Source organism: Saccharothrix hoggarensis, assembly GCF_042678885.1.
Lineage (GTDB): Bacteria > Actinomycetota > Actinomycetes > Mycobacteriales > Pseudonocardiaceae > Actinosynnema > Actinosynnema hoggarensis.
Map to the genome: position 1 here is coordinate 1 of NZ_JBHTLK010000083.1, position 26,689 is coordinate 26,689.

Consider the following 26,689-nt stretch of genomic DNA (forward strand, 5'->3'; position numbering starts at 1 on the left):
CCGGCGCGTGGCCTGCGTGCGCCACACGGCGAACACGCGGCGCGTCGGCGTCGGCAGGAACGGCACCGCCCGGACGGCGTCCGGCAGCGCGCCGCGACCGAGCCGCGGCAGCAGGGCCACCCCGATCCCCTTGGCCAGCAACGCCAATTGGGTCTCGTACTCGGCGATCCGGTAGGCCAGGTCCGGTTCCATGCCCGCGCCGCGGAACGTGTTCACCAGCCAGTCGTGGCAGATCGTCCCCTCGGGCTGGCAGATCCACCGCTCGCCCGCCAGGTCCTCCGGCGCCACCGACTCCCGCCCCGCCAGCGGGTGGTCGACGGGCACCAGCACGTCCGCGACGTCCACGCCGAGCCGCACGCGGGACACCGGCTCCGGCACGGCCAGCGGCGCGTTCACCCAGTCGTGGGTGACGGCCAGGTCCAGCTCGCCGCGCGCCACGGCCTCCAGTCCGTCCGGCGGGTCCAGCTCGACCAGCCGCACGTCCAGCTGCGGGTGCTCGTCGGCGAGGCGCGCGAGCGTCGCGGGCAGCAGACCGCGGGCGGCGGTGGCGAACGCGCCGACCCTCAGTTCGCCCACCGCCGCCCCGCGCTGCTCCTCCAACGCCACCTCGGCGTGCTCGACCAGCGCGAGCACCTGCCCGGCGGTGGCGGACAGCAGGTGCGCCGCGTCGGTCAGCGCGACACCGCGACCGCGCCGTTCCAGCAGCGTGGTGCGGGTCTCCCGCTCCAGCTTGGCGATCTGCTGCGACACCGCCGACGGGGTGTAGCCCAGTGCCGCAGCCGCCGCGCCGACCGAGCCGTGCTGCGCCACCGCGTGCAAAGCGCGGAGCCGTCCGAGATCAAGCATGTAGCGATCCTAAACCGAAAGCTTCAGCATTATTCGCTAGTGCTAAACGATGCTCGCGCTGAGACTCGGTGGCGTGAAACCACGTCACGTCGCCGTCGCGGTGCTCGTCGCCACCATCTGGGGCGTCAACTTCGTCGTCATCAAGGTGGGCCTGCGCGACTTCCCGCCGCTGTTCTTCTCGGCGCTGCGGTTCCTCGCCGCCGCCGTGCCCGCGCTGTGGTTCGTCGGACGGCCCAAGGTGGCGTGGAAGTGGGTCGTCGCGGTCGCGCTGGCGCTCGGCGTCGCCAAGTTCGGGTTGGTGTTCGTCGGCATGGCCGCCGGGATGCCCGCGGGCCTGTCGTCGCTGGTGCTCCAGAGCCAGGTGTTCTTCACCGTCCTGTTCGCCGCCGTGCTGCTGCGCGAACGGCCGCGTCCCGTGCAGCTGCTCGGGATGGCCGTCGCGGCGGTCGGGATCGTGGTCATCGCCGTCGACTACGGCGTGAGCAGCCCGATCTCGGCGTTCCTGCTCGTGGTGCTCGGCGCGGTGGCGTGGGGCCTGGCGAACGTCGCCACCCGGTACGCCCGGCCGCCGGACCCGCTCAACTTCATCGTGTGGGTCAGCGCGGTGGCCGTGCTGCCGCTGCTCGCGCTGTCACTGCTGTTCGAGGGACCGGCCGCCGACCTCGCGGCGCTGCGCGGCCTGAGCTGGACCGGCGTCGGCGCGATCCTGTTCATCGCCTGGGGGTCCACGCTGCTCGGCTTCGGGCTGTGGAACCTGCTGCTGCGCACCTACGAGGCGAGCGCCGTGGTGCCGTTCGCGCTGCTGGTGCCGGTGGCCGGGATGCTGTCCGGGTGGCTGCTGCTCGGCGAGGCCGTCACGCCGGTCCGCCTCGGCGCGGCCGCGCTGGTGATCACGGGCATGGCGGCGACCACGCTCAAGCGGCGGACCCCTCGGCCGACACCGCCCGCCGTGGTGGAGGCGCCCGTCGCGGTGCCGTGAAGCCGGGTCCCGTGAAGCCAAGTCCCGTGAAGCCGGGGGGTCACGCGACCGGCGGCGCGCCCGCGGGCGGGATGACGGGCAGGCCCGCCGGCGCGCCGCGCTCCAGCAACGCCCACACCGCGTCCGTGTCGAGGTGGTCGGCGACCGGGACGCCGCGCAGGTCCAGCTGCGCGGCCCGGCGACCGGCGAAGTCGACGTCCGGCGCGGGCGTGAACCCGTCCCGCCCCGCGTGCCCGGCGGCCCAGCGCAGGAACTCCCGGCGGAACGCGTCGTTCTCCAGCAACCCGTGCCAGTGCGTGCCGGCGACCCGCCCGCGCACCGCGCCTTCGGGCGTGCCGTCGGGCAGGGCGACGAGCCCCTGCTCGCCGTTGCGGGTGACCACGCCGTGGTGGATCTCGTACCCCGTCACCGGTTCGCCCAGCGCGGTCCCGTGCGGCCGGCGCAGGGTCTTGTCCGGCGCGAACCGCACGTCCACGTCCAGCAGGCCGAGCCCCGCCACCGCGCCCGCCTTCGACTCCACCTCGTCCTCGATCGTCCGGCCGAGCATCTGGAACCCGCCGCAGAGGCCCAGCACCGGGCCGTCGTGCGCGGCGATCGCGTCGGCCAGGCCGGTGTCCCGCAACCACTTCAGGTCCGCCACGGTGGCCTTCGAACCCGGGACCACCACCAGGTCCGCGTCGGCCAGCCGGGACGGCTCGGTGACGAACCGCACCGACACCCCCGGCTCGCACGCCAGCGCCTCCACGTCGGTGGCGTTGGAGATCCGCGGCAGCCGCACCACCGCCACCCGCAGCCACTGCCCGCCGCGCGGCGGCTCGGGCCGGCCGATCACGCCGTCCGCCGCGTACGACAGGGAGTCCTCGGCGTCCAGCCACAGCTCCTCCCGCCACGGCAGCACGCCGTACACGGGACGTCCGGTCAACGCCCCCAGCTGCCGCAGGCCCGGTTCGAGCAACGCCGGGTCGCCGCGGAACTTGTTCACCACGAACCCGCCGACCAACGCCTGGTCGGCCGGGTCGAGCAGGGCGAGCGTGCCGAACAGGTGGGCGAACACCCCGCCGCGGTCGATGTCGCCGACCACCAGCACCGGCAGGTCCGCCGCCCGCGCCAAGCCCATGTTCGCGATGTCGTCGGCCCGGAGGTTGATCTCGGCGGGCGATCCCGCGCCCTCGCAGACCACCACCTCGAACTCGTCGCGCAGACCGTCCAGCGTCGCGAGGACGGTGGTGAGGAGCTCGGCCTTGCGCGCCCGGTACGACAACGCCGACACCTCGCCGACGACCCGGCCCAGCACGACGACCTGGGAGCTGCGGTCACCGCCCGGCTTCAGCAGCACGGGGTTGAACCGCACGCTCGGCTCCAGCCCGCACGCGGCCGCCTGGAGCGCCTGCGCCCGGCCGATCTCGCCGCCGTCCTGCGTCACGACCGAGTTGTTGGACATGTTCTGCGCCTTGAACGGGGCCGTCCTCACGCCGCGCCGGGTGAGCCAGCGGCACAGGCCGGCCGCCAGGACGCTCTTCCCCGCGTCCGACGTCGTGCCGGCCACCAACAACGCACTGCGCACGTGGTCCCCTCACCGCCGTCCGGGCCGACAAGCGGACTTTGTCGGTTCCGGCTGACATCATCCACGTCATGGTCGACGCCCCCGCCACCGCAGTCCTGGTGCACAGCCCCTACCTCGGACCGGCCAGCCTCCGCCCGCTCGCCGGGGCGCTCGCCGCGCTGGGCCACCCGGTGGTGCTGCTCGACCTGCGGGTCACCGTCAACGCCGCGCCCGTGCACCAACGGCTGATCGGCGTGTTCGCGGACGCCGTGGAGGACTCCCTGGTCGAGGGCGAGCTCGTGCTCGTCGGGCACAGCGGCGCCGGGCCGCTGCTGCCCGCGTTCGCCGACGCGCTGGAGACACCGGTCCGCGGGCTCGTGTTCCTCGACGCCGACCTGCCCACCCCCGGCCGGAGCTGGCGCGACGACGCGCCCGCCGAGCGCATGGCCCACCTGAAGGCCATCGCGCGCGACGGCCTCATGCCGCGCTGGGACCTGTGGTTCGCGCCCGAGGCGCTGTCCGCGATGGTGCCGGACGTGCGGCTGCTGGAGGAGATCGTGGCCGAGGCGCCCGAGGTCCCCCTGGCGTTCCTGAAGGAACCCCGGCCCACCGTGGCGTGGAACGGCCCGTGCTCGTACGTGCGGCTCAGCCCGGCCTACGACGAGGCGGCCGCGGCGGCGCGCGAGCGGGGCTGGCCGGTGGTGGAGGTGGACGGCCACCACCTGGCCGCCGTGACGTCGCCCGCCGAGGTGGCGTCCGCCCTGGTGCCGCTGCTCAGCAGACCGTGAGGATCTCCGCGCCGTCGTCGGTGACCACGATGGTGTGCTCGAACTGGGCGGTCCAGCTCTTGTCGCGGGTGGTGACCGTCCAGCCGTCGTCCCACAGGTCGTGGTCGATGCCGCCGAGGGTGATCATCGGCTCGATGGTGAACGTCATGCCCGGCTCGATGATCGTGGGCACGTGCGGCGCGTCGTAGTGCAGCACCATGAGGCCGCTGTGGAACGTGCGGCCGATGCCGTGGCCGGTGAAGTCGCGCACCACGCCGTAGCCGAACCGGTTCGCGTAGGCCTCGATGACGCGGCCGACGACGTTCAGCTGCCGGCCGGGCTTCACGGCCTTGATGGCGCGCATGGTGGCCTCGTGCGTGCGCTCCACGAGGAGTCGGGCCTCCTCGCTCACGTCACCGGCGAGGAAGGTGGCGTTCGTGTCGCCGTGCACGCCGCCGATGTAGGCGGTGACGTCGACGTTGACGATGTCGCCGTCCTCGACCACGGTCGAGTCGGGGATGCCGTGGCAGATGACCTCGTTGAGCGAGGTGCAGCAGGACTTGGGGAAACCGCGGTAGCCGAGCGTGGACGGGTAGGCGCCGTTGTCGCACAGGAACTCGTGCGCGACCGCGTCGATCTCGTCCGTCGTCACGCCGGGCACGATGACCTTGCCCGCCTCCTGCAACGCCTGCGCCGCCAGGCGGCCCGCGACGCGCATCGCCTCGATGACCTCGGGCGGCTGGACCCACGGATCGGTGTTGCGCCGGGGTTCGGGCCGGTCGACGTACTCGGGCCGCTCGATCTCGGGCGGAACCGGACGACGCGGGGACAGCACACCTGGCTGGAGGACGGCACGCACGGACATGCCCCCCAGATTACGGCTCAGCGTGATGAGGCACGCACCACGTGTCCCCTACGCGGCCGGTTCGACCGTTCCGGGTGAGGCGACCGGGAGCCGCCCCCGGCGCCCACCACGCCGACCACGCGCCGCGGTGAGGCCGTTCAGCCGAGCGCGGCGAGGAAGCGGGCCGACGCGTCGACCGCCGGAACGGACGAGTTGGTGCCCAGGACCAGGGTCGCGAACGCCACGTCGCCCCGGTAGCCGACGAACCAGCCGTGCGAGTTCGTGCCGTCCCCGAACTGCGCCGTCCCCGTCTTGCCCCGCACGTCGCCGTACGGCTTCAGCTGGGGCGCGGTGCCGGTCTCCACGACCTCCCGCATCATCGCCCGCAGCGCCGTCAGCACGGCCGGGTCGGGCGGGGTCGGGGTGTGGTCGGCCTTGGTCTCGCGGCCCTTCAGCAACGACGGGACGGGCATCTCGCCCGCCGCGACCGTCGCCGCCACCAGCGCCATCCCGAACGGGCTCGCCAGCACCTTGCCCTGGCCGAACCCGTCCTCCGCCCGCTCCACCACGTCGGCGGCGGGCGGCACGGAACCGGTGATGGTGGTGATGGCCGGGACCTCGAAGTCGACGCCGAGGCCGAACGAGTCCGCCGCCTTCGTCAGCGCGTCCGGCGCCATCTCGGCCGCGAGCTGCGCGAACGTCGTGTTGCACGAGAACGCGAACGCCGAGTGCAGCGGGATCGTGCCCTTGTCGAACTCGCGGTCGTTGGGCACGATCCGGCGCCCGTCGATGGTGGTCCGGCCGGGGCACGGCACCGGGCTGTCCGCGGTCACCTTCCCGCCCGCGAGCGCGGCGGCCGCCGACACGACCTTGAACGTCGACCCCGGCGGGTAGCGCCCGGTCAGCGCGACCGGCCCCTCCTTGTCGGCCGGGTCGTTCTGCGCCACGGCCAGGATGTCGCCCGTCGACGCCTGCAGCGCCACCAGCATCGCCGCCTGCGGCACGGGTTCCAGCGCGTCCTCGGCCGCCACCTGCGTGGCCCGGCTCAACGCCGTCGTGATCGCCTGCGCGGGCTTCGGCTCCTCCTCGTGCAGGTTCTCCAGCTCGTCGCCGGCCGCGTTGACGGTGTAGACCCGCACGCCCGCCTGCCCGGCGATGTCCTCCTCCACCGCCTTGCGAACGGCGGGCAACACCTGCGACCCGAACGTCCGCGACGGCGCGAGCAGGCTCGTCTGGGAGGTGAACCGGACGCCCGGCAGCTCGTAGATGACCGGCTTCACGGTCTGGTAGTCGGCGTCGCGCAGCGCCGCCACCTGGTACACCTGCCCGGCGGGCACCTTCGCCACGCCGTCGACGATCGACTGCTGGGTGATCGCGGCGTCGATGGGCGTCAACGCCGCCGCGAGCGCGCCCGCCACCGCGGCCACGTCGCCCGCTTCCCTCGCGTCGAGCAGGATCGACACGACCTGCTCCGGCGCCAGCAGCGGGGTGCCGTCCCGGTCCAGCACCGGCGCCAGCTCCGGCCTCACCTCCGCCCGGCCCAGCGCCTGCGCGGCGGCGAGCTTCGGGTGCACGACCGACGGCGCCCAGTGCACCTTCCAGTCCTCTTCGCCGCGGCGCAGGTCGAACGTGGTCCGGTAGCTCCACGTGTGGCCGTTGCCGAGGTCCCAGTCGAGCTTCGCGGTCGCGTCCGCCGTGGTCGACTCGCCGGGCGAGCGGACCTCCTCGGTCGCGGCGCGCAGCCCGGCGGGCTTCAGCGCCTCGCGGACCTTCGTCAGCACGTCCTTCGCGCCGGCGGGGTCGTCGGTCGCCGCGGCGGCGCCGTCCACGTCGCCCGCGGCGAGCTTGGTGAGGAAGTCGTTCGCCACCTGGTCGGGGCCGGACGGGGAGGAGAACAGGCCACAGCCGCTGACGAGCAGCAGGACCACCCCAGGAAGAACCAATCGGGACAGGGCCGGCGTGCGCGCGATCACGCCGCCGAGTATGCCCGGTCCGCCCGACCGCGCGGCGGGCCGCCGTTCAGAACAGCACGGTCGCGTACTGGCCGACCTGGGTGAACCCGATCTTGCGGTAGGCGGCCTTCGCCACGTCGTTGTACGAGTTCACGTACAGCGACGCCGTCCGGCCCAGGCCCTTGACCAGGCGTTCCGCCACCGCGGCGGTGCCGGCCGTCCCGATGCCCCGGCCCCGGCGGTCCGGCCGCACCCACACGCCCTGGATCTGGCCGACCCGCGCGGACAAGGCCCCGATCTCGGCCTTGAACACGACGTCGCCGCCCTCGAACCGGGCGAACGCCCGCCCGCCCGCGATCAGCTCGGCCACCCGCGCCCGGTACGACGCGCCGCCGTCGTCGGCGCACGGGTCGACGCCGACCTCCTCGATGAACATGGCGATCGCCGCGGGGAGGTACCGGTCGAGCTCGTCCGGGCGCACCGGTCGGACCAGCGGGTCCAGCGGGATCGACGGGCTGCCGCCCAACGCCATCAACGGCTGGTCGCCGCGCACCTCGCGGGCCGGGCCCCAGTCCGGGGCCAGCTCCTCCCACAGGCCGAGCACCTGCTCCGCGGGCCCGACCAGGGACGAGCACATGCGGCCCCGGCGGCGGGCCCGGTCGGCGAAGCTGCGCAGCGCCGTCGCGTTGCCGCGCAGCGGGATGAGGTTGGGGCCGGCGAAGCACAGGGCGTCCAGCCGGCCACCGCGCAACGAGCGGTGGTCGTACGCCCACACCTCGCCGCCCAGCCGCCACGGGTCGAGGCCCGCGGCCTCGACCCGTGCGGCGACCATGCAGGACGCCACCGGGTCGGCCGCGAGCACCGCCAGGACCTCCGTCAGGTCCCGCTCGTCGAGAAGGCGCGCGCCAGCCAACCTCAGCACGGTTCAAGCCTGCCAGATGGACGGCCCGCGCGGCGCGTCCACCACCCGCTCAGCCGACCGTGACGACCGGTTCGCCCTGCGCGGACTCACCCATCTCCTCGGCGATGCGCATGGCCTCCTCGATGAGGGTTTCGACGATCTGGTGCTCGGGGACGGTCTTGACGACCTTGCCCTTGACGAAGATCTGGCCCTTGCCGTTGCCGGACGCCACGCCCAGGTCGGCCTCGCGGGCCTCGCCCGGACCGTTCACGACGCAGCCCATCACGGCGACCCGCAGCGGCACCTCCATGCCCTCCAGACCCGCCGTGACCTGCTCCGCCAGCGTGTACACGTCCACCTGCGCCCGGCCGCACGACGGGCAGGACACGATCTCCAGCTTGCGGGGGCGCAGGTTGAGCGACTGGAGGATCTGGTGCCCGACCTTCACCTCCTCCACCGGGGGCGCCGACAGCGACACCCGGATCGTGTCGCCGATGCCCTGCCGCAGCAGCGCGCCGAACGCCACGGCCGACTTGATCGTGCCCTGGAACGCCGGACCGGCCTCCGTCACGCCCAGGTGCAACGGGTAGTCGCACTGCTCGGCCAGCAGCTCGTACGCCCGGACCATCACCACGGGGTCGTTGTGCTTGACCGAGATCTTCAGGTCGTGGAAGTCGTGCTCGGCGAACAGCGACGCCTCCCACAGCGCCGACTCCGCCAGCGCCTCCGGCGTCGCCTTGCCGTACTTGGCCATCAACCGCGGGTCGAGCGACCCCGCGTTCACGCCGATCCGGATCGGGGTGCCGTGGTCGCGGGCCGCCGCCGCGATCTCCTTGACCTTGTCGTCGAACTTCTTGATGTTGCCCGGGTTCACCCGCACCGCGGCGCACCCGGCCTCGATCGCCGCGAACACGTACTTCGGCTGGAAGTGGATGTCCGCGATCACCGGGATCTGCGACTTGCGCGCGATGGCCGCCAGCGCGTCCGCGTCGTCCTGGGACGGGCACGCCACCCGGACGATGTCGCAGCCCGCCGCCGTCAGCTCCGCGATCTGCTGCAACGTCGCGTTGACGTCCGCCGTCACGGTCGTCGTCATCGACTGGACCGACACCGGGAACTCGCTACCGACACCCACCGAGCCCACCATGAGCTGGCGGGTCTTGCGCCGTTCCGACAACACCGGCGGCGGCATCGCCGGGATACCGAGCATGACGCCGTCACTCATGAACTGGCACCTCTCACTGGAAGAGCTTGATGGGGTTGACGATGTCCGCGGTGATCGTGAGCAACGTGACCGACCCGCCGACGAAGATCGCGAAATACGTGAGCGGCAAGAGCCGCAGGTAGTTCACCGGGGCGCCGTCCGGCAGGCCACGCAGCTTCCGGAACCAGTTTCGCACCCGTTCGTACAGGTTGACGGCGATGTGACCACCGTCAAGCGGCAGCAGGGGCAGGAGGTTGAACACACCGACGAAGAAGTTCAGCCCCGCCAGCATCAGCCAGAACAGCTGCCACAGGCCGCGGTCGACCGCCTCGCCGCCGAGCCGGCTCGCGCCGACCACGCTGACCGGGCTGTCCACGTCGCGCTCCGCGCCGCCGATCGCCTCGATCACGGCGGGGATCTTCTGCGGGAACCGCAGCAGGCCCTGCCAGGTGTTCTCGAACATGATGCCGGTGAACTTGGTGGCCCCGCCGACGGCGGTGAGCGCGTTGTACTCGAAGTTGCGCTGGTGGATGATCCCGATCGCGCCGACCTCGGTCTTGAACCGGGTGCCGTCCTCGCGCTCGAGCTCGCGCTCGACCCGCGCCACGTCCACCGTCAGCGTCATCTCGCGGTCGTCGCGGAGCACCTTGAACTCGGTCGTGCCGGACCGCTCGCGGGTCTTCTTCAGCACGTCCGCCCACGTCGGCGTCGCCGTCCCGGCCACGGCCACGATCTCGTCGCCCGCCAGGAAGCCCGCGTCCTTGGCCGGGGCCGGCACGCCGGGCGCGCAGTCCGCCGCGGCGTCGCTCTGCACGCACGGCGTGACCTCGGCGACCAGGGGAGTGTCCCGCAGGTTCGGGATGCCCATCGTGAACGCCATGAAGTACAGGATCACGAAGCCGACCATGAAGTGCGTGATGGAGCCCGCGGAGAGCACCACGACGCGCTTCCACGTCTTCTGCCGGTTGAACGCGCGGTGGCGGTCCTCCGGCGCGACCTCCTCCAGGGCGGTCATGCCGGTGATCTCGCAGAACCCGCCCGCCGGGATGGCCTTGATGCCGTACTCGGTCTCGCCCCGGCGGAACGACCAGATGCGGGGGCCGAACCCGATGAAGTACCGGGTCACCTTCATCCCGAACATCTTCGCCGTGGCCAGGTGGCCCAGTTCGTGCAGCGCGATCGAGATGCCGATCAGCAGCGCGAACAGCAGAATGCCCAAGAAGACGAGCACGTCAGTCCCTTCCAGACCCCACCGAAGTGGCCACGAGTTCCCGCGCCCGCGCCCGGGCCCAATGCTCCGCCGCGAGGACTTCGGCGACGTCGGCGGGCTCGTGCGCCCAGCCGTCCGCCTCCGCGAGCACCCGGTCGACAGTGTCCACGATGGAGGTGAACGACGTGCCGCCGCCGAGGAAGACGGCCACCGCTTCCTCGTTCGCCGCGTTGTAGACCGCCGGGAGGCAGCCCCCGCCGGAGCCCGCCTGCCTGGCCAGCCGCACCGCGGGGAACGTCTCGTCGTCCAGGGGCTCGAACGTCCACGCCGTCGCCACGTCGAAAGTACACGGGGCCGCGGCTCCGGGGACGCGGTCCGGCCAGCCGAGGGCCAGCGCGATCGGCAGCCGCATGTCCGGCGGGCTGGCCTGCGCGAGCGTCGACCCGTCCGAGAACGCCACCATCGAGTGAACCACCGACTGCGGGTGCACGACCACGTCGATGCGGTCGTACGGCACGTCGAACAGCAGCCGCGCCTCGATCAGCTCCAGGCCCTTGTTCACCAGCGTGGCCGAGTTGATGGTGATGACCGGCCCCATGGACCAGGTCGGGTGGGCCGACGCCTCGCGGGCGGTGACGTCGGCCAGCTCGGCGCGGGTGCGCCCGCGGAACGGCCCGCCCGACGCGGTGAGCACCAGGCGCGCCACCTCGTCGGCCCGGCCGCCGCGCAGGCACTGGGCGAGCGCCGAGTGCTCGGAGTCCACCGGCACGATCTGGCCGGGACGGGCCGCCTTCAGCACCAGCGGGCCGCCCGCGATCAGCGACTCCTTGTTCGCCAGGGCGAGCGTCGCGCCGGTCTTCAGGGCGTGCAGGGTCGGTGCGAGGCCGATGGAGCCGGTGATGCCGTTGAGCACCACGTCCACGGGCGTCGAGTCGATCAGGTCGGTCATCGCGGTGGGACCCGCGAGGATGCGCGGCAGCTTGAACGCGCCTCGGGCGTAGCCGCGCCGCTGCGCCTCGGCGTAGAGGGCGAGCGTGACGTCCTCGACCGCGGTGGCCCTGGCGACGGCGACCGCCTCCACGCCGAACTCGACGGCCTGGGCGGCGAGGGCGGCCGGATCGGCGCCACCGGCGGCCAGTCCGACGACGGTGAACCGGTCGCGGTTCGCGGCGATGACGTCGAGTGCCTGGGTGCCCACGGAACCCGTGGAACCGAGGACCAGAACCGTGCGTGGTGTGCTCATCACCCTCCATTGTTCCGGAAGCAACCTGATAGCCCGCACAGCGGTACTTCGATAACGGAACGGTAACGCGAGAGTGGCTTCACCCGAACGTGGGCACTCCCTGATCAAGCGCCTCGACGGATCCGCCCGTCGCGGCCATCAGGAAGGAGAGCCCCCGTGGGCATCTTGGGTTGGATCGTCCTCGGCCTCATCGCGGGTGCCATCGCCAAGGCCATCATGCCTGGTCGGGACCCCGGCGGCATCATCATCACGATGCTGCTCGGCATTGTCGGCGCCGTGATCGGAGGCTTCGTCGGCCGGGCCATTTTCGGGTCCGACATCAGCTCGTTCTTCGACCTGAGCACCTGGCTCCTGGCCATCCTCGGCTCGCTGATCGTCCTCGGCATCTACCGCCTGGTTACCGGCAGCCGCGCCAGGGCATGACCGGCATGACCTTCGCCTGACGCTCGGAACCACACCCGGAGTGCCCCGCCGAGAATTTCTCGGCGGGGCACTCCGCTGTTCCGGGCTTTTACGGAACGCCCCACGGTCGTTTACCGCCGCGCATTGTTCACCCCGCGAGACCGGCGTCACGCGCCAGCAGCGCCGCCTGCACCCGGTTGGTGAGCCCCAGCTTCGCCAGCAGCCTGCTCACGTACGTCTTCACGGTCGCCTCGCTCATGTGCAACCGCTGGCCGACGTCCGCGTTGGACATCCCCAGCCCCAGCAGCGCCAGCACCTCGACCTCGCGCTCGGTCAGCCCCTCGACCTGCCGCCGAGCCTCCTGCCGGCGCGGTTGGCCCACCTGGGCGACCATCCCCACCACCCGGCTCGTCACCATCGGTGACAGGTACGCCTCGCCCGTGTGCACGGCCCGCACGGCGCGCAGCAGCTCCTCGGGCGCCGAGTCCTTCAGCAGGAACCCGGCCGCGCCGTCCGACAGGGCCCGGACGATGTTGTCGTCCTCGCCGAACGTGGTGAGCATCACCACCCGCACGGTCGGCGCGACGGACCGCAGCTCCCGCGCCGCCGCCAGGCCGTCCAGCCGCGGCATCCGGATGTCGAGCACGGCGACGTCGACGCGCCGTTCGAGGACGACCCGCACCGCTTCCCGCCCGTCACCGGCCTCGGCGACCACGTCGATGTCGTCGGCGGTGCCGAGGATGGCCTTGATGCCCGCGCGCATCAGCGGCTCGTCGTCGGCGATGAGGACCCGGATCAACGTTCACATCCCCTGCAGGTGGGTGTTCTTCTCGACGAGCTTGCCGTCCGCGAAGCAGAACCGCACGATCCTGGTCGCCCGCGAGGAGTAGGTCTGCCGGTCGGCCACCCGGTACTCGCACCGGGCGCCGGACGGCTCCGGCGCGGAGTCGGACCTGATGTCGCCCAGCGGCGGCTCGGCGCCGCCCGGCAGCCTCGCCAGGACCTCCGACTCCGCCTGCCCGACCGACACCGAGTCGTACAACTCGTCGGACACCACTTTGGTGACGGGCTGCGTGCCCAGCCACGTGTAGCCGCCGACGACCACGATCACCACGATCCCGGCCAGCAGGATCGAGCCGACGCCCGCCCACTTGCGGATGCCGGTGGGCTTCGCGGGCCCGGCCGGCTCGCCGTCCAGCGGCTCGTCGTCGGACGGCTCGTCGCCCGCCGCGGCGGTGTCCTCGTACGGCAGCACGGCGGCGATCCGGAACCCGCCCGTGGGCAGCTCGCCGACGTGCAGCATCCCGCCGGCCAGCCGCACCCGCTCGCCCAGGCCGACCAGGCCGAACCCGGCGCCCTTGGGCAGCTTCGCCCGCGGCGGGTTGTTGCGGACCTCGACCACCAGCGCGTCCGGCTCGTACTTCACGGTCACCTGCACGCTCGCGCCCGGCGCGTGCTTGTTCGCGTTGGTCAGGCCCTCCTGGGCGATGCGGTAGGCGGCGTGGCTCACCTTCGCGGGCAGCGGCACGGCCTGACCGCCGCGCACCAGGCTCACCCGCACACCGGCCCGCCGCGCGCCGTCGACGAGCTCGTCGATCGCGTCCACGGTCCGGTTGTCGGGGCCGCCGACGGTCGTGCGGCGCGCCTGGTCCTCCTCGGGCTCCTCGTCCCGCCGCAGCACGCCGATGACGCCGCGCAGCTCCTCCATCGCCGTGAGCGCCGCCGTGCGGAGCACCTGCACCGCTTCCCGCTGGCGGTCGCCGAGGTCGCCGTCCAGGGCCAGCGCGCCCGCGTGCACCGAGATCAGGCTGAGCCGGTGGCCGAGGCTGTCGTGCATGTCCTGGGCGATCCGGTTGCGCTCCCGCAGCCGGACCTGGCGCGACACCATCCGCCGCTCCCGCACCACCCGTTCCTCGCGCTCCTGGAGGGCGGCGACGAGCGCGTTGCGCTGCGCCGCGTACCGGCCGACCAGGAACGGCAGGGCGACCACCATGCCGTAGACGGTGAGCATCACCCAGAAGCCGAACGGGCCGGACAGGCCGGGGCTGGACACGTCCCACGCCAGCATGTGCAGCGCGAGCGCGACGACCGCGGTGATCAGCGCCCGCTGCCACGGCGCGATCCGGTACCCGGCCGCGTAGCTGAGCATGATGACCAGCGCGATCCCGCCGTGCTCGGCGCTGAACACCACCCACGTGCCGGCCAGCAGCGCCAACGCGGGGAACAGCAGCCGCGACAGGTAGAGCGCCACGTAACCGGCCCCGACGGCCGCCAGCACCCAGCCGGACAGCTCCCAGTCGCCCGCGAGCCAGCCGGGGAACACGTCGAGGCCGAGCAGCACGAGGACCGCGAGCACCTCGCGCCCGACCCGCCACCGCGTGACGTCGCCGAGGCGCTCGGCGTGGGTGCGCAGGAACGCGGCGGGTGCCTCCCGGAAGTCCGGCAGGGCCGGCCGGAGGCGCTGAACGACAGACGTCACAGGGGACAACGGTAAAGAACTCCCAGGTCGCGTGCGGCGTTCGTTGGTCTAGAAGCGCTCCGACGAAAGTTGACGTCCGGCAAGCACCGGTGCCGCGCACCTCACGTCCCGCCCGCGAGCGGTGATGTGCGACGATGACGGCGTTGGTGAACGTGATCGGGCAGGAAGGTCGTGCGGCTGTGTCTTCGTCCTCGGAACTGGACAAGCGTCGGGCGGTCGACACCCACGACGAGCCGTCGGCCGAGTGGGGTTGGCACGGCACTTTCCCCAAGGGCATCAAGATCGCGGGCTGGCTGTCGACGCTGGGCGTGTTCTCCCTGCTGATCGGCAACCACCACGGCCGCACCGAGGACCTGTGGGTCGTGCTGGTCGGCCTGAGCATGGCCGGGCTGCTGATCTGGGACCAGGTGCGCAGCCGCACGTCGTGGCGCCGGTAGTCCACCGACTCCCCTGACCCGGGCTCGCCGCTCCTGGCGCTTGGCGCTTCGGGAGACCGGCCTCGGCGCTACCCGAGCACCCAACCGATCCGGAACTCGACCGTCTTGCCCTCGCACGTCGGGCTGAGGGATTCGAAGTGGTGCCCGCCGAGGTTGCAGCGGTACAGCTCCTTCGACGGCACGTCGGCCGGCGGCTTGGTGAACACGTGCCCGAGCAGCCCGTACACCGTCTGCCCCTCGCACGTGGGCGAGACGGAGCTCATGCGGTCCTGGCTGTTCTTGATCTGGCACGAGTACAGCGGCCGGGTGTCCGGCTCGGCGTTGATCGCGAGCTTGCCCAGCACGCCCTCCGGCGTGAACCCGCCGGGCGTCGCGAGCAGCGTCGACCCGGTGTAGTGCCAGCCCTCGGCGTTGCGGAACCGGGTCAGCCCCGCGGTCTGGCGGGGCGGCTTGGCGGGCGTCGTGGTCGTCGCGGCGACCGGCGGCACGGCGGCCTGCGTGGTCGTCACCGTGGTCCTGCCCGCGCCCGAGGACGGCGGCGGCGACGACGGAGCGCTGCTCCCGCTGCTGCTGCTCGCCGTGCTGCTGCCTGCCGTGGACGCGGACGTGGTCGTCCCGGTGGGAGTGGCCTGCGCCAGGGACGACGAGCCGTCGGCGCCTGACGCGCGCCCCTCCTCGGGGTCGGGCACCAGCACGAACACGGCGGTCAGCGCGAGGGCCGTGACGGCGACGGCGGCCCCCGCCAGCAAGGCGAGTCTGCGCTTGGGCTTCCGCGGCTCGTCGTCCCACTCGTCGCCCCAGCCGGGGCGGGTGTTCGACACCGGCGCGGACGCCAGGCCCGTGGGCGCCTCGATGATCACCGTGTCGGGCTCGACGGCACGGGTCGGCGCCTCGACCGCGCGGGGAGGTCCGTCCACGCCGGAGAGCAGGTCACGCACCCGGGCGGCGGTGAGGCGGCCCGCCGGCGACTGCGTGAGCAGGCCCATCACGGCGGTGGCCAGCGGTCCGGTGCACCGGCGCAGCACCGGAGCCTCGTACATGATCGCGTGCATGGTGGCGGCGGTGGAGTCCCGCTGGAACGGCGACCGGCCCTCCACCGCGTGGAACAGCGTCGCGCCCAACGCCCACAGGTCCGACGCCGGAGACGGCGACTGGCCGGCGAACAGCTCCGGCGCCATGTAGCCGGGAGAGCCCATCACGCCGCCGGTGACGGTGAGGCCGGGGTCGTCCAGCGCGCGGGCGATGCCGAAGTCGGCGAGCTTCACCCCGCCGTCCGGCAGCACCATGATGTTGCTGGGCTTGACGTCCCGGTGGACGACACCGGCCGCGTGCGCGGTACCCAGCGCCCGCAGCACCTCCAGCCCGATCGCGGCCACCCGGTCGGCCGGCATCGGCCCGCCGCGCATCAGGTCGGCCAGCGTCGGCGCCTCGACCAGCTCCATGACGATGTAGGTGGTGCCGTGCTCGGACAGCACGTCGTGCACGGTGACGACCGCGGGGCTGTTGAGCCGCCCGGCGGTGCGCGCCTCCCGCAGCACGCGTTCCAGCTCGGTGGTCGAGGAGGTCCGCAGCTCCTTCAGCGCGACCCGCCGGCCGATGACCCGGTCCTCCGCCAACCAGACCACGCCCATGCCGCCGCGCCCCAGCTCGCGGACCGTCGCGTACCGGCCCGCCACCAGCTTCGACTGCACGAGTCCCCCCTCGTCGACCGACGGCTGGGATCGTAGCCGCACAACGGATGGCGGCCTCGTCCCGCGTCGTCGGGAGGAGGGCCGGGGTCAGCCCTCGGCGGCGAGCCGGCGGCGGCGACTACGTCCGGTGCAGGTTGCGGAGGTAGGCCGGAGCCAGCAAGCGGACGCGGTCGGCAGGCACGTCACCGGCGAGCGCGTCCACCGCCATCTGAACACCGGGGGCATCCGCCCCACCGAACTGCGTGCCGAGCATTTCCACGCCGGCGGTCGCCACCGGTCCGACGCGTGGGTCGCGGACCAGTTCCGCCAACGAGGAGGCGACCTCCCGCACCGGGACCGCCATCATGATCCGCAGCACGTCCGCCGCGTCCTTGTTCACGAGTCGGTCGGGGCGCTTCGCCGCGCCCAGGAGGCGGTCTTCGATCTTGAACGCCTTGGCCACGAGGAGGGCTACCGGTCCCGCGACGTTGACCTCGACGCGGCGATCGTCCTCCGGAGTCAGGCTCCGGACCACCATCGGGGAGCGGTCCACCACCGCGACCTCGATCCCCCGCACCTTCTTGGCGGACATCTTGCCGTGTGGCGGGATCCTGGCGGCACGACCACCCGACGCCAAGGAATGGCCGGCGAGGATGTCCAACTCCACCTCGACCGCTCGGCCGTCGATGACCTCCGGTCGCACCCACAGACCCGGCTGCTCGGCATGGCGGAGCCTGAACCCGGCCGCCGTCAACGCCTCGTCCACCAGCGGCTCGTCCCCCAGGACATCCGGGTCCAGCGCGAGGTCGCCGTCCGAGGTGAACGCGGCGCTCTTGAGCGCGGCCTTCGACGTGCGCAGGTACACCGCCTGGGCGCCGATCACGGTTATGGCGGCGCGGTGCGCGGCCAGCGCCTCCAACCCGTCGAGCAGCACTTTGCGCGCGGTCGTGTTCAGCTGATCGGGAGCGACACCGTCCGGAACCTTCGACATGAGGATTTCGCTCCTACCTGGCCTCACCGTTCGGCAACTCGGCTCGTCGCCACCGGCGCTCGTTGTCTGCCATGTACTCGAGCACCGCCTCGCCCTCGGCCGGCATGCGTCCCGGACCAGCCAAGCAGTCCACGACCAGCTGGCTCAACGCCACGTGGGGCACGCCGCCGACATCCCGTCGATCACGGAAGACCACGTCGTCGTGAGCTCGCATCAAGAGCACGTCGGCGTTGGCGTCGACGCGCAGCAACCCCAATCGGTCACCCACCTCGTCCGCGGTGTGCGGACCGTGGTGGACGTAGAGCATCAGCTGCCCACCGGAAGCCAGCGGAGCGACTGCCCGTGCCGCGTGGTGGCCGGTGACGACCACGTCGAGTGCTCCCCCGGGAACCGGTGATGAGCCTGCTTTTATGTCGTGCAGCACCTGCTCGATCCCGTTGGGAGCCAGCATGCCGACGTACGGGTTGTTCCTGAGCAGGTTGTAGGACTCCGCGCGAGCGCGAAGGAGGTTCTGCCAGTCCACGTGCGTGACGACCCTGCCCTCCCGGCGAATCAGGAGTTGGTCTTCGAGCTGTGTCAACAGCTTGGAGACCCATGGCAAGCTCAACTCCGTCGCCGTGGCGAGCTGCGTCGCACGGTACGGCGGCACGTGGTCGGCGAGCACACGGACCAAGCGGCCCGCTCGTGGCCCGGCGAGGGTGGGACCGCCGACGCGACGCGACGCGCTCGCACGGGGGTCCTTGGCCGCGCCTTCGGTGTGGATCACGATCGCCGGACGGCGCACGCGGAGGTGGATGTTCCCGGTCAGGTCGAGGTAGCCGATGCCGTGCCCGCTCAGGAGTTCCCGGGTCCGCCGACCGAGCCAAGGAGACAGCACCAGCAGGTTCGTACCCGAGTTGACCTGCTTGATCAGGCTCCACCGCGGCAACAGCCGATCCTCCACCTGGCGCGGGGTCAGGCCGGCCTTGACCTCTATCGCCAACTGGGCTTGGACGCCTCCGTCCGGCGGCCTCACGTCGACGAGGGCGTCCACACCTCCACGCTCGGCCACGTCACTGCGCGGAGCCAGTTCCCAAGTCGGCCCGAGCAGGTCGCCAAGCTGCTGGATGCCGCGCAGCAGTACCTCGTCGTCGCTCAGCGGGGTCTCGTCCACAGCGACAGAGTGCCACGACAAACCGAGCTTGAGCAAGAAAACTTGCCCCGATGGCCAACTTTCCCCGATCGGGAAACTGAACCGGTGAGGAAACCTCGCCCGGTTGGGTCGGTTTCTCGTCGAAGGAAACTGCCCCGTGCGGGAAACTCAGCCCTCGGCGGCGAGCTGGCCGCAGGCGGCGGCGATCTCCTGGCCGCGCGTGTCCCGCACGGTGCACGCGACGCCCTGCTCGTTCACGCGCCGCACGAACTCCCGCTCCACCGGCTTCGGCGACGCGTCCCACTTCGAACCCGGCGTGGGGTTCAGCGGGATGACGTTGACGTGCACGAGCTGCCCCAGGTGCCGGCGCAGCAGCTTGCCGAGCATGTCGGCGCGCCACGGCTGGTCGTTGATGTCGCGGATCAGGGCGTACTCGATCGACACCCGCCGACCGGTGCGGTCCGCGTAGCCGCGGGCCGCTTCCAGCACCTCGGCGACCTTCCACCGGGTGTTGACGGGCACCAGCGTGTCGCGCAGCTCGTCGTCCGGCGTGTGCAGCGACACGGCGAGCCTGACCTGCAAATTCTCCTCGGTCAGCTTCCGGATCGCGGGCACCAGGCCGACCGTCGACACGGTCACCGAGCGCTGGGAGATGCCCAGCCCGTCCGGCGCCGGGTCGCAGATGCGGTGCACGGACTCGACCACGCGCTTGTAGTTGGCCAGCGGCTCGCCCATGCCCATGAACACGATGTTCGACAGCCGGCCGGGCCCGCCGGGCAGCTCGCCGTCGCGCATGGCCGCCGCGCCCCGCCGCACCTGGTCCACGATCTCCGCGGTGGACAGGTTGCGGGTGAGCCCGCCCTGGCCGGTCGCGCAGAACGGGCACGCCATGCCGCAGCCGGCCTGGCTGGAGATGCACAGCGTGGCGCGGTCCGGGTAGCGCATGAGGACGCTTTCGACCAGCGTGCCGTCGTGGGCGCGCAGCAACGTCTTGCGCGTCGTGCCGCCGTCGGCCTCCACGCTGCGCAGCTCGCTCCACAGCGGCGGCATCAGGTCGGCGACCAGGCGGTCGCGGGTGGCGGCGGGGATGTCGGTCATCGCGTCGGGGTCGACGGTCAGCCGACCGAAGTAGTGGTTCGACAGCTGCGCCGCGCGGAACGGCTTCTCGCCGAGCGCGGCGACGGCCTCGCGACGCTGGTCGGCGGACAGGTCGGCGAGGTGGCGCGGCGGCAGGCCGCGCTTGGGCGCGTCGAAGACGAGGGGAAGGGCAGTCATAGCGCCCTCCAGTGTCCCACGGCCGGGCGACCACCATCACCGTTGCATCGCGATACGTTCCGATATATCGTCGATACGTCAGAACCGATCGCCAGCAAGGAGTACCGACATGAGGTTCCACCGCGACCACCACGCGCACCGGCACCACCGGGAGCACGGGTTCGGCGGCCCGCCGCGCGGATTCGGCGGCGGGTTCGGCCCTGGCGGGCCCGGCGGCTTCGGCCCCGGCGGACCGTTCGGCGGCCCGCCCATGCCGCCCATCCCGCCCGAGCCGCCGGGCTTCTTCGGCCGAGGCCGAGGCCGGGGACGGGGCGGCAGGCAGCGCAAGGGCAACGTCCGCGCGGCCGTGCTCGCGCTGCTCGCCGAACGCCCGATGCACGGCTACGAGATGATCCAGGAGATCGGGGCCCGCACGGACGGCCTCTGGCGGCCCAGCCCGGGGTCGGTCTACCCGACGTTGCAGATGCTGGCCGACGAGGGCCTCGTCGCCTCGACCGAGGAGACGGGCGGCAAGAAGCTGTTCACGCTGACCGAGGCCGGGCAGGCGGAAGCGGCCAAGCTCGAGGGCGTGCCGCCGTGGCAGCAGGTCAACGACGACGTCGACGTCAACGCCGCGAAGCTGCGCACGGCGGCACGCCACCTCGGCGCGGCGATGCAGCAGATGGCCCACGCGGGCACGCGCGAGCAGCAGGCCAGGGCCGTCGAGGTCCTCAGCGAGGCCCGCCGGAAGCTCTACGCGATCCTCGGTGAGCTGGACGTCGAGGAAGACAACCCGGACGAGTGAACTACCAGCGGTCGTGGACCAGCGGGCGGATCAGCGAGTCGTACACCGCGCGCACCTCGTCCTGAGCCGACTCGGGCAACGGCGCGAGGTCCGCGGCGGCCGAGTTGGCGCGAGCCTGCTCGGCGTTGCGGGCGCCGGGGATGACCACGGTGACGCCCGGCTGGTCCACGATCCACCGCAGCGCGAACTGCGCCATGGTCGCGCCGGCGGGCACCAGCGGCCGCAGCCGCTCCACCGCCTCCAGACCGACCTCGAACGGCACGCCGGAGAACGTCTCGCCGACGTCGAACGCGTCGCCGCTGCGGTTGTAGTTGCGGTGGTCGTCCGCGCCGAACGTGGTCGACGCCGTGTACTTGCCGGACAGCAGCCCCGAGGCGAGCGGAACGCGGGCGATGATCGCCACGCCCGCCTCCGCCGCCGCCGGGAGCACCCGCTCCAGCGGCTTGTGGCGCAGCGCGTTGAGGATGATCTGGACGCTCGCGACACCCGGCCGGGCGATCGCGGTCAGCGCCTCGTCCACGGTCTCCACGCTCACGCCGTAGGCGGCGATCCGCTTCGCCTCGACCATCTCGTCCAGCACGTCGAACACCTCGTCGGTCGAGTAGACCGGCGTCGGCGGGCAGTGCAGCTGAACGAGGTCGAGCGTGTCGACGCCGAGGTTGGCGCGCGACCGGTCGTTCCAGGCCAGGAAGTTGTCCCGGTTGTAGTTCTCCGGCGTCTGCTCGACCCGGCGGCCCATCTTGGTGGCCACCGTGATGCCCGCGTCGCCGCGCTCGCGGAGGAACTTGCCGACCAGCGCCTCGCTGCGGCCGTCCCCGTACACGTCGGCGGTGTCGAAGAAGGTCACGCCGGTGTCGGCGGCGGCGTGCAGCACCGCCAGCGCGTCGGACTCCTCGACCTGGCCCCAGTCCGCGCCGAGCTGCCAGCAGCCGAGACCCACGACGCCGACCTGCCGGCCCAACCTCACCGCGTTCCTGTTCTCCACGACTCCCAATCCTATGTGAGCGTTCTCAGGGCAGCACAATCCCGGCCGGCTTGCGTCTCACGTGGACCCGGTACCCGACCTCGAACGACAGGCCGGGTGTCTGGGCGACGGCCCGCTCCGCGACCGCCTCCGAGAACTCGATCCGCAGCACCGCCTCCAGGTCCTCGCGCTTCTCGAACCGCCACAGCGCGCGCACGCGGCACAGCGAGAACCCCTGGTCGGCGAAGAACCGCTCCACCTCCGCCGGGTTGTAGCGCGGCTCGTCGGCGCACAACCACGGCCCGTACGGCGCGGCCAGCCCGTCGAGGTCCACGATCGCCAGCGCGCCGCCGGGCCGGAGCACCCGGTCCGCCTCGCGCAGGCCGGGCTCACAACCGGGTCCGAAGAAGTACGCCGTGCGGGCGTGCACGACGTCCGCGCTCGCGTCGGGCAGCGGCAGCCGTTGCGCCGGGCCCGCCACCACCTCGGCGTTGGGCACCTCCGCCACCCGTGCCCGCGCCCGGCGGACCAGCGGCGGGTGCGGTTCGACACCCGTCACGGTCCGCGCCTCGCGGGCGAAGACCGGCAGGTGGAACCCGTCGCCGCAGCCGACGTCGACCACGTCCCGACCGGCCCAGTCGCACTCTTCGCGGAGCGCCCGCCAGATCGCGCCGTCGACGTCCTGCGCGCGGTTCTCAACCTCGTAGACCTCGGGCCAGTGCCAGATGTTCGGGCTCGGCAGGACGTCGACCGGCCGTACCGCCGCCCACGCTGCGCGGACCAATCCCTTCACGGGACGACTTTAGAGCCGTAGCGTGATCGAACACTGGTCCGTGGGGAGGTAAGCGGTGTCGATCGTCCCGAATTCTCCCGCTTTGGCCGAAATGCACCACGGCGCGCCGTGCTGGGTGGACCTCGCCACCACCGACCTGCGCGCCACGGCCGACTTCTACTCCGGCCTGTTCGGCTGGTACTTCTCCGACACGGGCGGCGGCACGGTCGCGCTGGTCGACGGCCTGCCGGTGGCCGAGCTGGTCGCCGCGGACCAGCCGAGCGCGTGGACGCTGTACCTGAACACGCCGCACGCCCGCGCCACCGCCGAGAAGGCGCACGCGCTGGGCGGGACCGTGCTCGGCGAGCCGTCCGACGCGGTGACGATCCTCGCCGACCCCACCGGGGCCGTGGTCGGGTTCCGGCACGTCCCCGCCGACTGGGTGTTCGGCACCGACGGCCACGGCGCGTACGCGTGGGCCGAGCTGAACACCCGTGACGGGCAGGCGGCGGACGAGTTCTTCGGCGAGCTGTGCGGCTACGAGATCACCCAGATCGGTGACGGCAGCGCCGTGGACTACACGATCTGGGCGCTGCACGGGCACACCGTGCTCGGCCGCCAGCGGATGGGCCGCGCGTTCGCCCCGGGCACCCCGCCGCACTGGATGGTGTACTTCACCGCGGCGCCGGAGATCGGGGCGGACACCACCGCGTCCCGGGTGCTGGAGCTGGGCGGGCGCGTCACCGTGGAGCCCTACGACACGCCGTTCGGCCGGATCACCGTCGTCGCCGACCACACGGGCGCGGTGTTCTCGGTGATCGACCCGTCGCGCACCACGCCGCTGTCCGAGGACGAGGTGGGGTCGCCGATCGACGACCCGTACGACGAGTGAGCGTCGCGAGCGCGCGTCAGCCCGCCGCGGGCACGAACGTGTGCAGGAGCAGCCAGCCCACCACGGCCGACGGCAGCAGCGAGTCCATCCGGTCCATCAGCCCGCCGTGACCCGGCAGCAGCGTGCCCATGTCCTTGACGCCCAGGTCGCGCTTGATCAGCGACTCGACCAGGTCGCCCGCCGTGGCCGTGACGACGAGCGCCGCGCCGAACAGCACGCCCTGCCACCACTGGCCGTCGAGCATCAGGCCGACGGTGAGCGCGCCGCCGACCATGCCCGCCACCATCGAGCCCGCGAAGCCCTCCCACGACTTCTTCGGGCTGATGGTGGGGGCCATCGGGTGCTTGCCGAACAGCACGCCGGCCACGTACCCGCCGGTGTCGGACAGCACGACGCCGATCAGGAACGCGAGGACGCGGAACACGCCGTCGTCCGGCACGACCAGCATCACCGCGAACGCCGCGAACACCGCCACGTAGGCGACCGTGAAGACGGACGCGGTGACGTCCCGCAGGTAGCCGTCCGCGCCGTCCTTGAGCCGCCAGATCAGGCACACCAGCATCGTCACGACGAACGCGCTGAGCACCCCGGCGCGCTCGTACGGCCAGGCCAGCCACACGACGGCCTGACCGCCCAGCAGGACGGGCAGCAGCGCCACCCGGATGTCCGCGCTGCGCCGGAGCGCGCCCGCCAGCTCGTACGTCGACACCGCGACCGCGATCGCGACGACGCCCACGAACAGCTCGCGCACCGTGAACAGCGCCACGAGGATGACGGCGCCCAAGCCGACGCCCACGGCGATGGCCGCGGGCAGGTTGCGCCCCGCGCGTGACGCGTTCTTCTCCGGCGCGCCTCGGTCACCGCCGCCTGACACCTGCTGTGCTCCCATCACGGCCGTCGACCGGCCACCCGACGCCCGCGATCGGTCACCCGACCCGACGAAACCCGACGCCCACCACCCGGTCGAGCTAGACCTCGAGCAGCTCGGCTTCCTTGTGCTTGACCAGCTCTTCGACCTGGGCGACGTACCGGTGGGTGACGTTCTCCAGCTCCTTCTCGGCGCGGGAACCGTCGTCCTCGCCGACCTCGCCGTCCTTGACCAGGCGGTCCAGCTCTTCCTTGGCCTTGCGGCGGATGTTGCGGATGGACACCTTGGCGTCCTCGCCCTTGCCCTTGGCGACCTTCACCATCTCGCGGCGGCGCTCCTCGGACAGCTGCGGGATCACCACGCGGATGATCGAGCCGTCGTTGCTGGGGTTCACGCCCAGGTCCGAGTCGCGGATGGCCTTCTCGACCGCGTTGAGCTGGCTGGCGTCGTACGGCTTGATCACGGCCATGCGCGCCTCGGGGATGGCGACGCTGGCGAGCTGGTTCAGCGGGGTCGGCGAACCGTAGTACTCGACCACGATGCGGGAGAACATGGAGGGGTTGGCGCGACCGGTGCGGACCGAGGCCAGGTCCTCCTTCGCCACGGACACCGCTTTTTCCATCTTCTCCTCGGCGTCGAGGAGGGTCTCGTCAATCACGGCTGACTCCCTTGAAGTGCGCAGTTCGGCTCGAATCCCAGCAGGTCTAGAAGGACGGGCGACCACCGGGGGTGCTCACCAGTGTGCCGATCTTCTCACCACGCACGGCCCGCGCGATGTTCCCCTCGGTGAGCAGGTTGAACACCATGATCGGCATGTTGTTGTCCATGCACAGGCTGAACGCGGTCGCGTCGGCGACGTTGAGGCCGCGTTCGAGGACTTCCCGGTGCGTGATGTTGTCGTACATCTGCGCGTTCGGGTCGATCTTCGGGTCCGCGGTGTAGACGCCGTCCACGGCCTTCGCCATCAGCACGACCTCGCAGCCGATCTCCAGCGCGCGCTGCGCGGCCGTGGTGTCGGTGGAGAAGTACGGCATGCCGGCGCCGCCGCCGAAGATCACCACGCGCCCCTTGTCGAGGTGCCGCATGGCCCGGCGCGGGATGTAGGACTCGGCGATCTGGCCCATCGTGATGGCGGTCTGCACGCGGGTCTCGATGCCGTGCTCGCGCTCCAGGAAGTCCTGCAGGGCGAGGCAGTTCATCACGGTGCCGAGCATGCCCATGTAGTCGGCGCGGCTGCGGTCCATGCCGCGCTGCTGCAGCTCCGCGCCGCGGAAGAAGTTGCCGCCGCCGATGACGACCGCGACCTGGACCCCGGTTCGGACGACCGCGGCGATCTGGCGCGACACGGTCTGCACGACGTCGGGGTCGACGCCCACACCGCCCCCGCCGAACATCTCGCCGCCCAGCTTGAGCATCACCCGGCGGAAGCCGTGGGTGGGCTCGTCGTCGGCGTGATCCGCTTTCGCGTGGTCTACCTCTGCGCTCACAGGTCCTCCTCTGGACACGGCAAGGGCGGGGTCGCGACGTCTGCGCGCAACCCCGCCCTCACGCGAATCAGGCCTGGCCGACCTCGAACCGGGCGAAGCGGGTCACGGTGACCCCGGCCTCGTCCAGCACGGCCTTGACGGTCTTCTTGGACTCCGTCACGGAAGCCTGCTCCAGGAGCACGACGTCCTTGAAGAAGCCGTTCACCCGACCCTCGACGATCTTGGACAGGGCCGCTTCCGGCTTGCCCTCCTCGCGGGCGGTCTCCTCGGCGATGCGGCGCTCGTTGGCCACGACGTCCGCGGGGACCTCGTCGCGGGTGAGGTAGCGGGGACGCATCGCGGCGATCTGCATCGCGGCGCCGCGGGCGGCGTCCTCGTTGTCACCGGTGTACTCGACCACCACGCCGACGGCCGGCGGCAGGTCGGCGGCACGGCGGTGCAGGTAGGTGGTCACGGTGCCGTCGAAGACGGCGACCTTGGCCAGCTCCAGCTTCTCGCCGATCTTGGCGGAGAACTCCTGCACGACCGCGTCGACGGTCTGGCCGTCGAGGTCGGTGGCCTTCAGGACCTCGGCGTCGGCCGGGCGGGTCGCCTTGGCCACCGCGACGATCCGGGAGGCCAGGTCCTGGAAGTCGGAGTTCTTGGCGACGAAGTCGGTCTCGCAGCGCAGCTCGATCATCACGCCGTCCTCGGCCACGACCAGGCCGTTGGAGGTCGTGCGCTCGGCGCGCTTGCCGACGTCCTTCGCACCCTTGATGCGCAGGATCTCGACCGCCTTGTCGAAGTCGCCGTCGGCTTCCTCGAGCGCCTTCTTGCAGTCCATCATGCCTGCGGCGGTCAGCTCGCGGAGGCGCTTCACGTCAGCGGCGGTGTAGTTCGCCATCGTGCGATTTCCGTTCCTTCTGCGGTCTGTTCGTCGGTGTCGCCACTGCGTCAGTCAGGCGGCGCCGCCGACGCGGTTACGCGCTGGGGGGTGGTGCGGTGCCCTGCTGGGGGTGGTGCGGTGCCTGTGCGCGCGCCGCGCCCGCCTTGGTCGTGGCGGGCGCG

At 72.1% G+C, this 26,689-nt stretch carries 26 protein-coding genes; 6 read left to right on the forward strand and 20 right to left on the reverse strand.

Features of this window, described 5'->3' with window-relative positions; translation table 11 throughout:
• Nucleotides 1-846 (reverse strand): LysR family transcriptional regulator (locus ACFQ3T_RS17460; protein ID WP_380724336.1); only part of this gene is annotated, 846 nt, incomplete at its 3' end.
• Between the two features lie 73 nt (nucleotides 847-919).
• On the opposite strand from ACFQ3T_RS17460, the gene ACFQ3T_RS17465 reads away from it, so the two are divergent.
• A complete protein-coding gene (locus tag ACFQ3T_RS17465; RefSeq protein WP_380724337.1) occupies nucleotides 920-1,825 on the forward strand; it encodes an EamA family transporter in 906 nt (301 codons plus the stop codon).
• Nucleotides 1,826-1,865: 40 nt separating this feature from the next.
• Here ACFQ3T_RS17465 and ACFQ3T_RS17470 read toward each other — a convergent pair whose 3' ends face one another.
• Nucleotides 1,866-3,389 carry a cobyric acid synthase gene (locus ACFQ3T_RS17470; RefSeq protein WP_380724338.1) on the reverse strand — a complete coding sequence of 508 codons (1,524 nt, stop codon included), beginning with the start codon at nucleotides 3,387-3,389 and terminating at the stop codon, nucleotides 1,866-1,868.
• A gap of 68 nt (nucleotides 3,390-3,457) precedes the next feature.
• Here ACFQ3T_RS17470 and ACFQ3T_RS17475 point away from each other — a divergent pair, with 68 nt between their 5' ends.
• The gene (locus tag ACFQ3T_RS17475; protein WP_380724339.1) at nucleotides 3,458-4,156 is read left to right on the forward strand and encodes an alpha/beta fold hydrolase; all 699 of its coding nucleotides are present in this window, start codon (nucleotides 3,458-3,460) and stop codon (nucleotides 4,154-4,156) included.
• Here the strand turns inward: ACFQ3T_RS17475 and map are convergent.
• From map to dxr, 6 genes are all read right to left on the reverse strand, one after another.
• Complete coding sequence (gene map, locus ACFQ3T_RS17480; RefSeq protein ID WP_380724340.1) at nucleotides 4,143-5,000, reverse strand: type I methionyl aminopeptidase; 858 nt, start codon at nucleotides 4,998-5,000, stop codon at nucleotides 4,143-4,145. The genes ACFQ3T_RS17475 and map overlap by 14 nt on opposite strands.
• A 137-nt stretch (nucleotides 5,001-5,137) precedes the next feature.
• Nucleotides 5,138-6,952, reverse strand: a complete 1,815-nt coding sequence (locus ACFQ3T_RS17485; RefSeq protein WP_380724341.1) for a penicillin-binding transpeptidase domain-containing protein — start codon at nucleotides 6,950-6,952, stop codon at nucleotides 5,138-5,140.
• A gap of 46 nt (nucleotides 6,953-6,998) precedes the next feature.
• A complete protein-coding gene (locus ACFQ3T_RS17490) occupies nucleotides 6,999-7,853 on the reverse strand; it encodes a GNAT family N-acetyltransferase (RefSeq protein WP_380724342.1) in 855 nt (284 codons plus the stop codon).
• A 49-nt stretch (nucleotides 7,854-7,902) separates the two neighbouring features.
• Nucleotides 7,903-9,057: a flavodoxin-dependent (E)-4-hydroxy-3-methylbut-2-enyl-diphosphate synthase gene (ispG, locus tag ACFQ3T_RS17495; RefSeq protein WP_380724343.1), complete on the reverse strand. Its 1,155-nt coding sequence runs from the start codon at nucleotides 9,055-9,057 to the stop codon at nucleotides 7,903-7,905.
• Nucleotides 9,058-9,070: 13 nt separating this feature from the next.
• Nucleotides 9,071-10,267, reverse strand: coding sequence for a M50 family metallopeptidase (locus ACFQ3T_RS17500; RefSeq protein ID WP_380724344.1), 1,197 nt, complete (start codon nucleotides 10,265-10,267; stop codon nucleotides 9,071-9,073).
• Between the two features lies 1 nt (nucleotide 10,268).
• Nucleotides 10,269-11,489, reverse strand: a complete 1,221-nt coding sequence (gene dxr / locus ACFQ3T_RS17505; RefSeq protein WP_380724345.1) for a 1-deoxy-D-xylulose-5-phosphate reductoisomerase — start codon at nucleotides 11,487-11,489, stop codon at nucleotides 10,269-10,271.
• A 156-nt stretch (nucleotides 11,490-11,645) separates the two neighbouring features.
• Here dxr and ACFQ3T_RS17510 point away from each other — a divergent pair, with 156 nt between their 5' ends.
• Complete coding sequence (locus tag ACFQ3T_RS17510) at nucleotides 11,646-11,912, forward strand: GlsB/YeaQ/YmgE family stress response membrane protein (protein ID WP_380724346.1); 267 nt, start codon at nucleotides 11,646-11,648, stop codon at nucleotides 11,910-11,912.
• 127 nt (nucleotides 11,913-12,039) lie between these two features.
• On the opposite strand, the gene ACFQ3T_RS17515 is transcribed toward ACFQ3T_RS17510, so the two are convergent.
• A complete protein-coding gene (locus tag ACFQ3T_RS17515; protein WP_380724347.1) occupies nucleotides 12,040-12,690 on the reverse strand; it encodes a response regulator in 651 nt (216 codons plus the stop codon).
• A gap of 3 nt (nucleotides 12,691-12,693) precedes the next feature.
• Nucleotides 12,694-14,370, reverse strand: coding sequence for a sensor histidine kinase (locus ACFQ3T_RS17520; protein ID WP_380724348.1), 1,677 nt, complete (start codon nucleotides 14,368-14,370; stop codon nucleotides 12,694-12,696).
• Nucleotides 14,371-14,549: 179 nt separating this feature from the next.
• Between ACFQ3T_RS17520 and ACFQ3T_RS17525 the strand changes: the two genes are divergently transcribed.
• The gene (locus tag ACFQ3T_RS17525) at nucleotides 14,550-14,807 is read left to right on the forward strand and encodes a DUF2631 domain-containing protein (RefSeq protein WP_380724349.1); all 258 of its coding nucleotides are present in this window, start codon (nucleotides 14,550-14,552) and stop codon (nucleotides 14,805-14,807) included.
• A gap of 68 nt (nucleotides 14,808-14,875) precedes the next feature.
• Here the strand turns inward: ACFQ3T_RS17525 and ACFQ3T_RS17530 are convergent, their stop codons facing one another.
• The 4 genes from ACFQ3T_RS17530 to rlmN form a co-directional block, all read right to left on the reverse strand.
• Nucleotides 14,876-16,438: a serine/threonine-protein kinase gene (locus tag ACFQ3T_RS17530; protein WP_452603482.1), complete on the reverse strand. Its 1,563-nt coding sequence runs from the start codon at nucleotides 16,436-16,438 to the stop codon at nucleotides 14,876-14,878.
• Between the two features lie 178 nt (nucleotides 16,439-16,616).
• Nucleotides 16,617-17,468 carry a hypothetical protein gene (locus ACFQ3T_RS17535; protein ID WP_380724351.1) on the reverse strand — a complete coding sequence of 284 codons (852 nt, stop codon included), beginning with the start codon at nucleotides 17,466-17,468 and terminating at the stop codon, nucleotides 16,617-16,619.
• A gap of 13 nt (nucleotides 17,469-17,481) precedes the next feature.
• On the reverse strand, nucleotides 17,482-18,621 hold the full coding sequence (locus ACFQ3T_RS17540; protein WP_380724352.1) for a hypothetical protein: 1,140 nt from the start codon (nucleotides 18,619-18,621) through the stop codon (nucleotides 17,482-17,484).
• Between the two features lie 147 nt (nucleotides 18,622-18,768).
• A complete protein-coding gene (gene rlmN / locus ACFQ3T_RS17545; RefSeq protein ID WP_380724353.1) occupies nucleotides 18,769-19,875 on the reverse strand; it encodes a 23S rRNA (adenine(2503)-C(2))-methyltransferase RlmN in 1,107 nt (368 codons plus the stop codon).
• Between the two features lie 109 nt (nucleotides 19,876-19,984).
• Between rlmN and ACFQ3T_RS17550 the strand changes: the two genes are divergently transcribed.
• On the forward strand, nucleotides 19,985-20,659 hold the full coding sequence (locus tag ACFQ3T_RS17550; RefSeq protein WP_380724354.1) for a PadR family transcriptional regulator: 675 nt from the start codon (nucleotides 19,985-19,987) through the stop codon (nucleotides 20,657-20,659).
• A 1-nt stretch (nucleotide 20,660) separates the two neighbouring features.
• Here ACFQ3T_RS17550 and ACFQ3T_RS17555 read toward each other — a convergent pair whose 3' ends face one another.
• Nucleotides 20,661-21,644 (reverse strand): aldo/keto reductase, encoded by a 984-nt coding sequence (locus tag ACFQ3T_RS17555; protein WP_380724355.1) that lies wholly within the window; start codon nucleotides 21,642-21,644, stop codon nucleotides 20,661-20,663.
• A 25-nt stretch (nucleotides 21,645-21,669) separates the two neighbouring features.
• Nucleotides 21,670-22,416, reverse strand: coding sequence for a class I SAM-dependent methyltransferase (locus ACFQ3T_RS17560; protein ID WP_380724356.1), 747 nt, complete (start codon nucleotides 22,414-22,416; stop codon nucleotides 21,670-21,672).
• Between the two features lie 91 nt (nucleotides 22,417-22,507).
• Here ACFQ3T_RS17560 and ACFQ3T_RS17565 point away from each other — a divergent pair, with 91 nt between their 5' ends.
• Entirely contained in the window at nucleotides 22,508-23,287 is a 780-nt protein-coding gene (locus ACFQ3T_RS17565) for a VOC family protein (RefSeq protein WP_380724361.1), read from the forward strand.
• Nucleotides 23,288-23,303: 16 nt separating this feature from the next.
• On the opposite strand, the gene ACFQ3T_RS17570 is transcribed toward ACFQ3T_RS17565, so the two are convergent.
• The 4 genes from ACFQ3T_RS17570 to tsf form a co-directional block, all read right to left on the reverse strand.
• Complete coding sequence (locus ACFQ3T_RS17570) at nucleotides 23,304-24,176, reverse strand: phosphatidate cytidylyltransferase (RefSeq protein ID WP_447009393.1); 873 nt, start codon at nucleotides 24,174-24,176, stop codon at nucleotides 23,304-23,306.
• A gap of 79 nt (nucleotides 24,177-24,255) precedes the next feature.
• Entirely contained in the window at nucleotides 24,256-24,813 is a 558-nt protein-coding gene (gene frr, locus ACFQ3T_RS17575) for a ribosome recycling factor (protein WP_380724359.1), read from the reverse strand.
• A 46-nt stretch (nucleotides 24,814-24,859) separates the two neighbouring features.
• Complete coding sequence (gene pyrH, locus ACFQ3T_RS17580) at nucleotides 24,860-25,570, reverse strand: UMP kinase (protein ID WP_380724362.1); 711 nt, start codon at nucleotides 25,568-25,570, stop codon at nucleotides 24,860-24,862.
• Between the two features lie 139 nt (nucleotides 25,571-25,709).
• Nucleotides 25,710-26,525: a translation elongation factor Ts gene (gene tsf / locus ACFQ3T_RS17585; protein ID WP_380724360.1), complete on the reverse strand. Its 816-nt coding sequence runs from the start codon at nucleotides 26,523-26,525 to the stop codon at nucleotides 25,710-25,712.
• Between the last annotated feature and the right edge of the window lie 164 nt (nucleotides 26,526-26,689).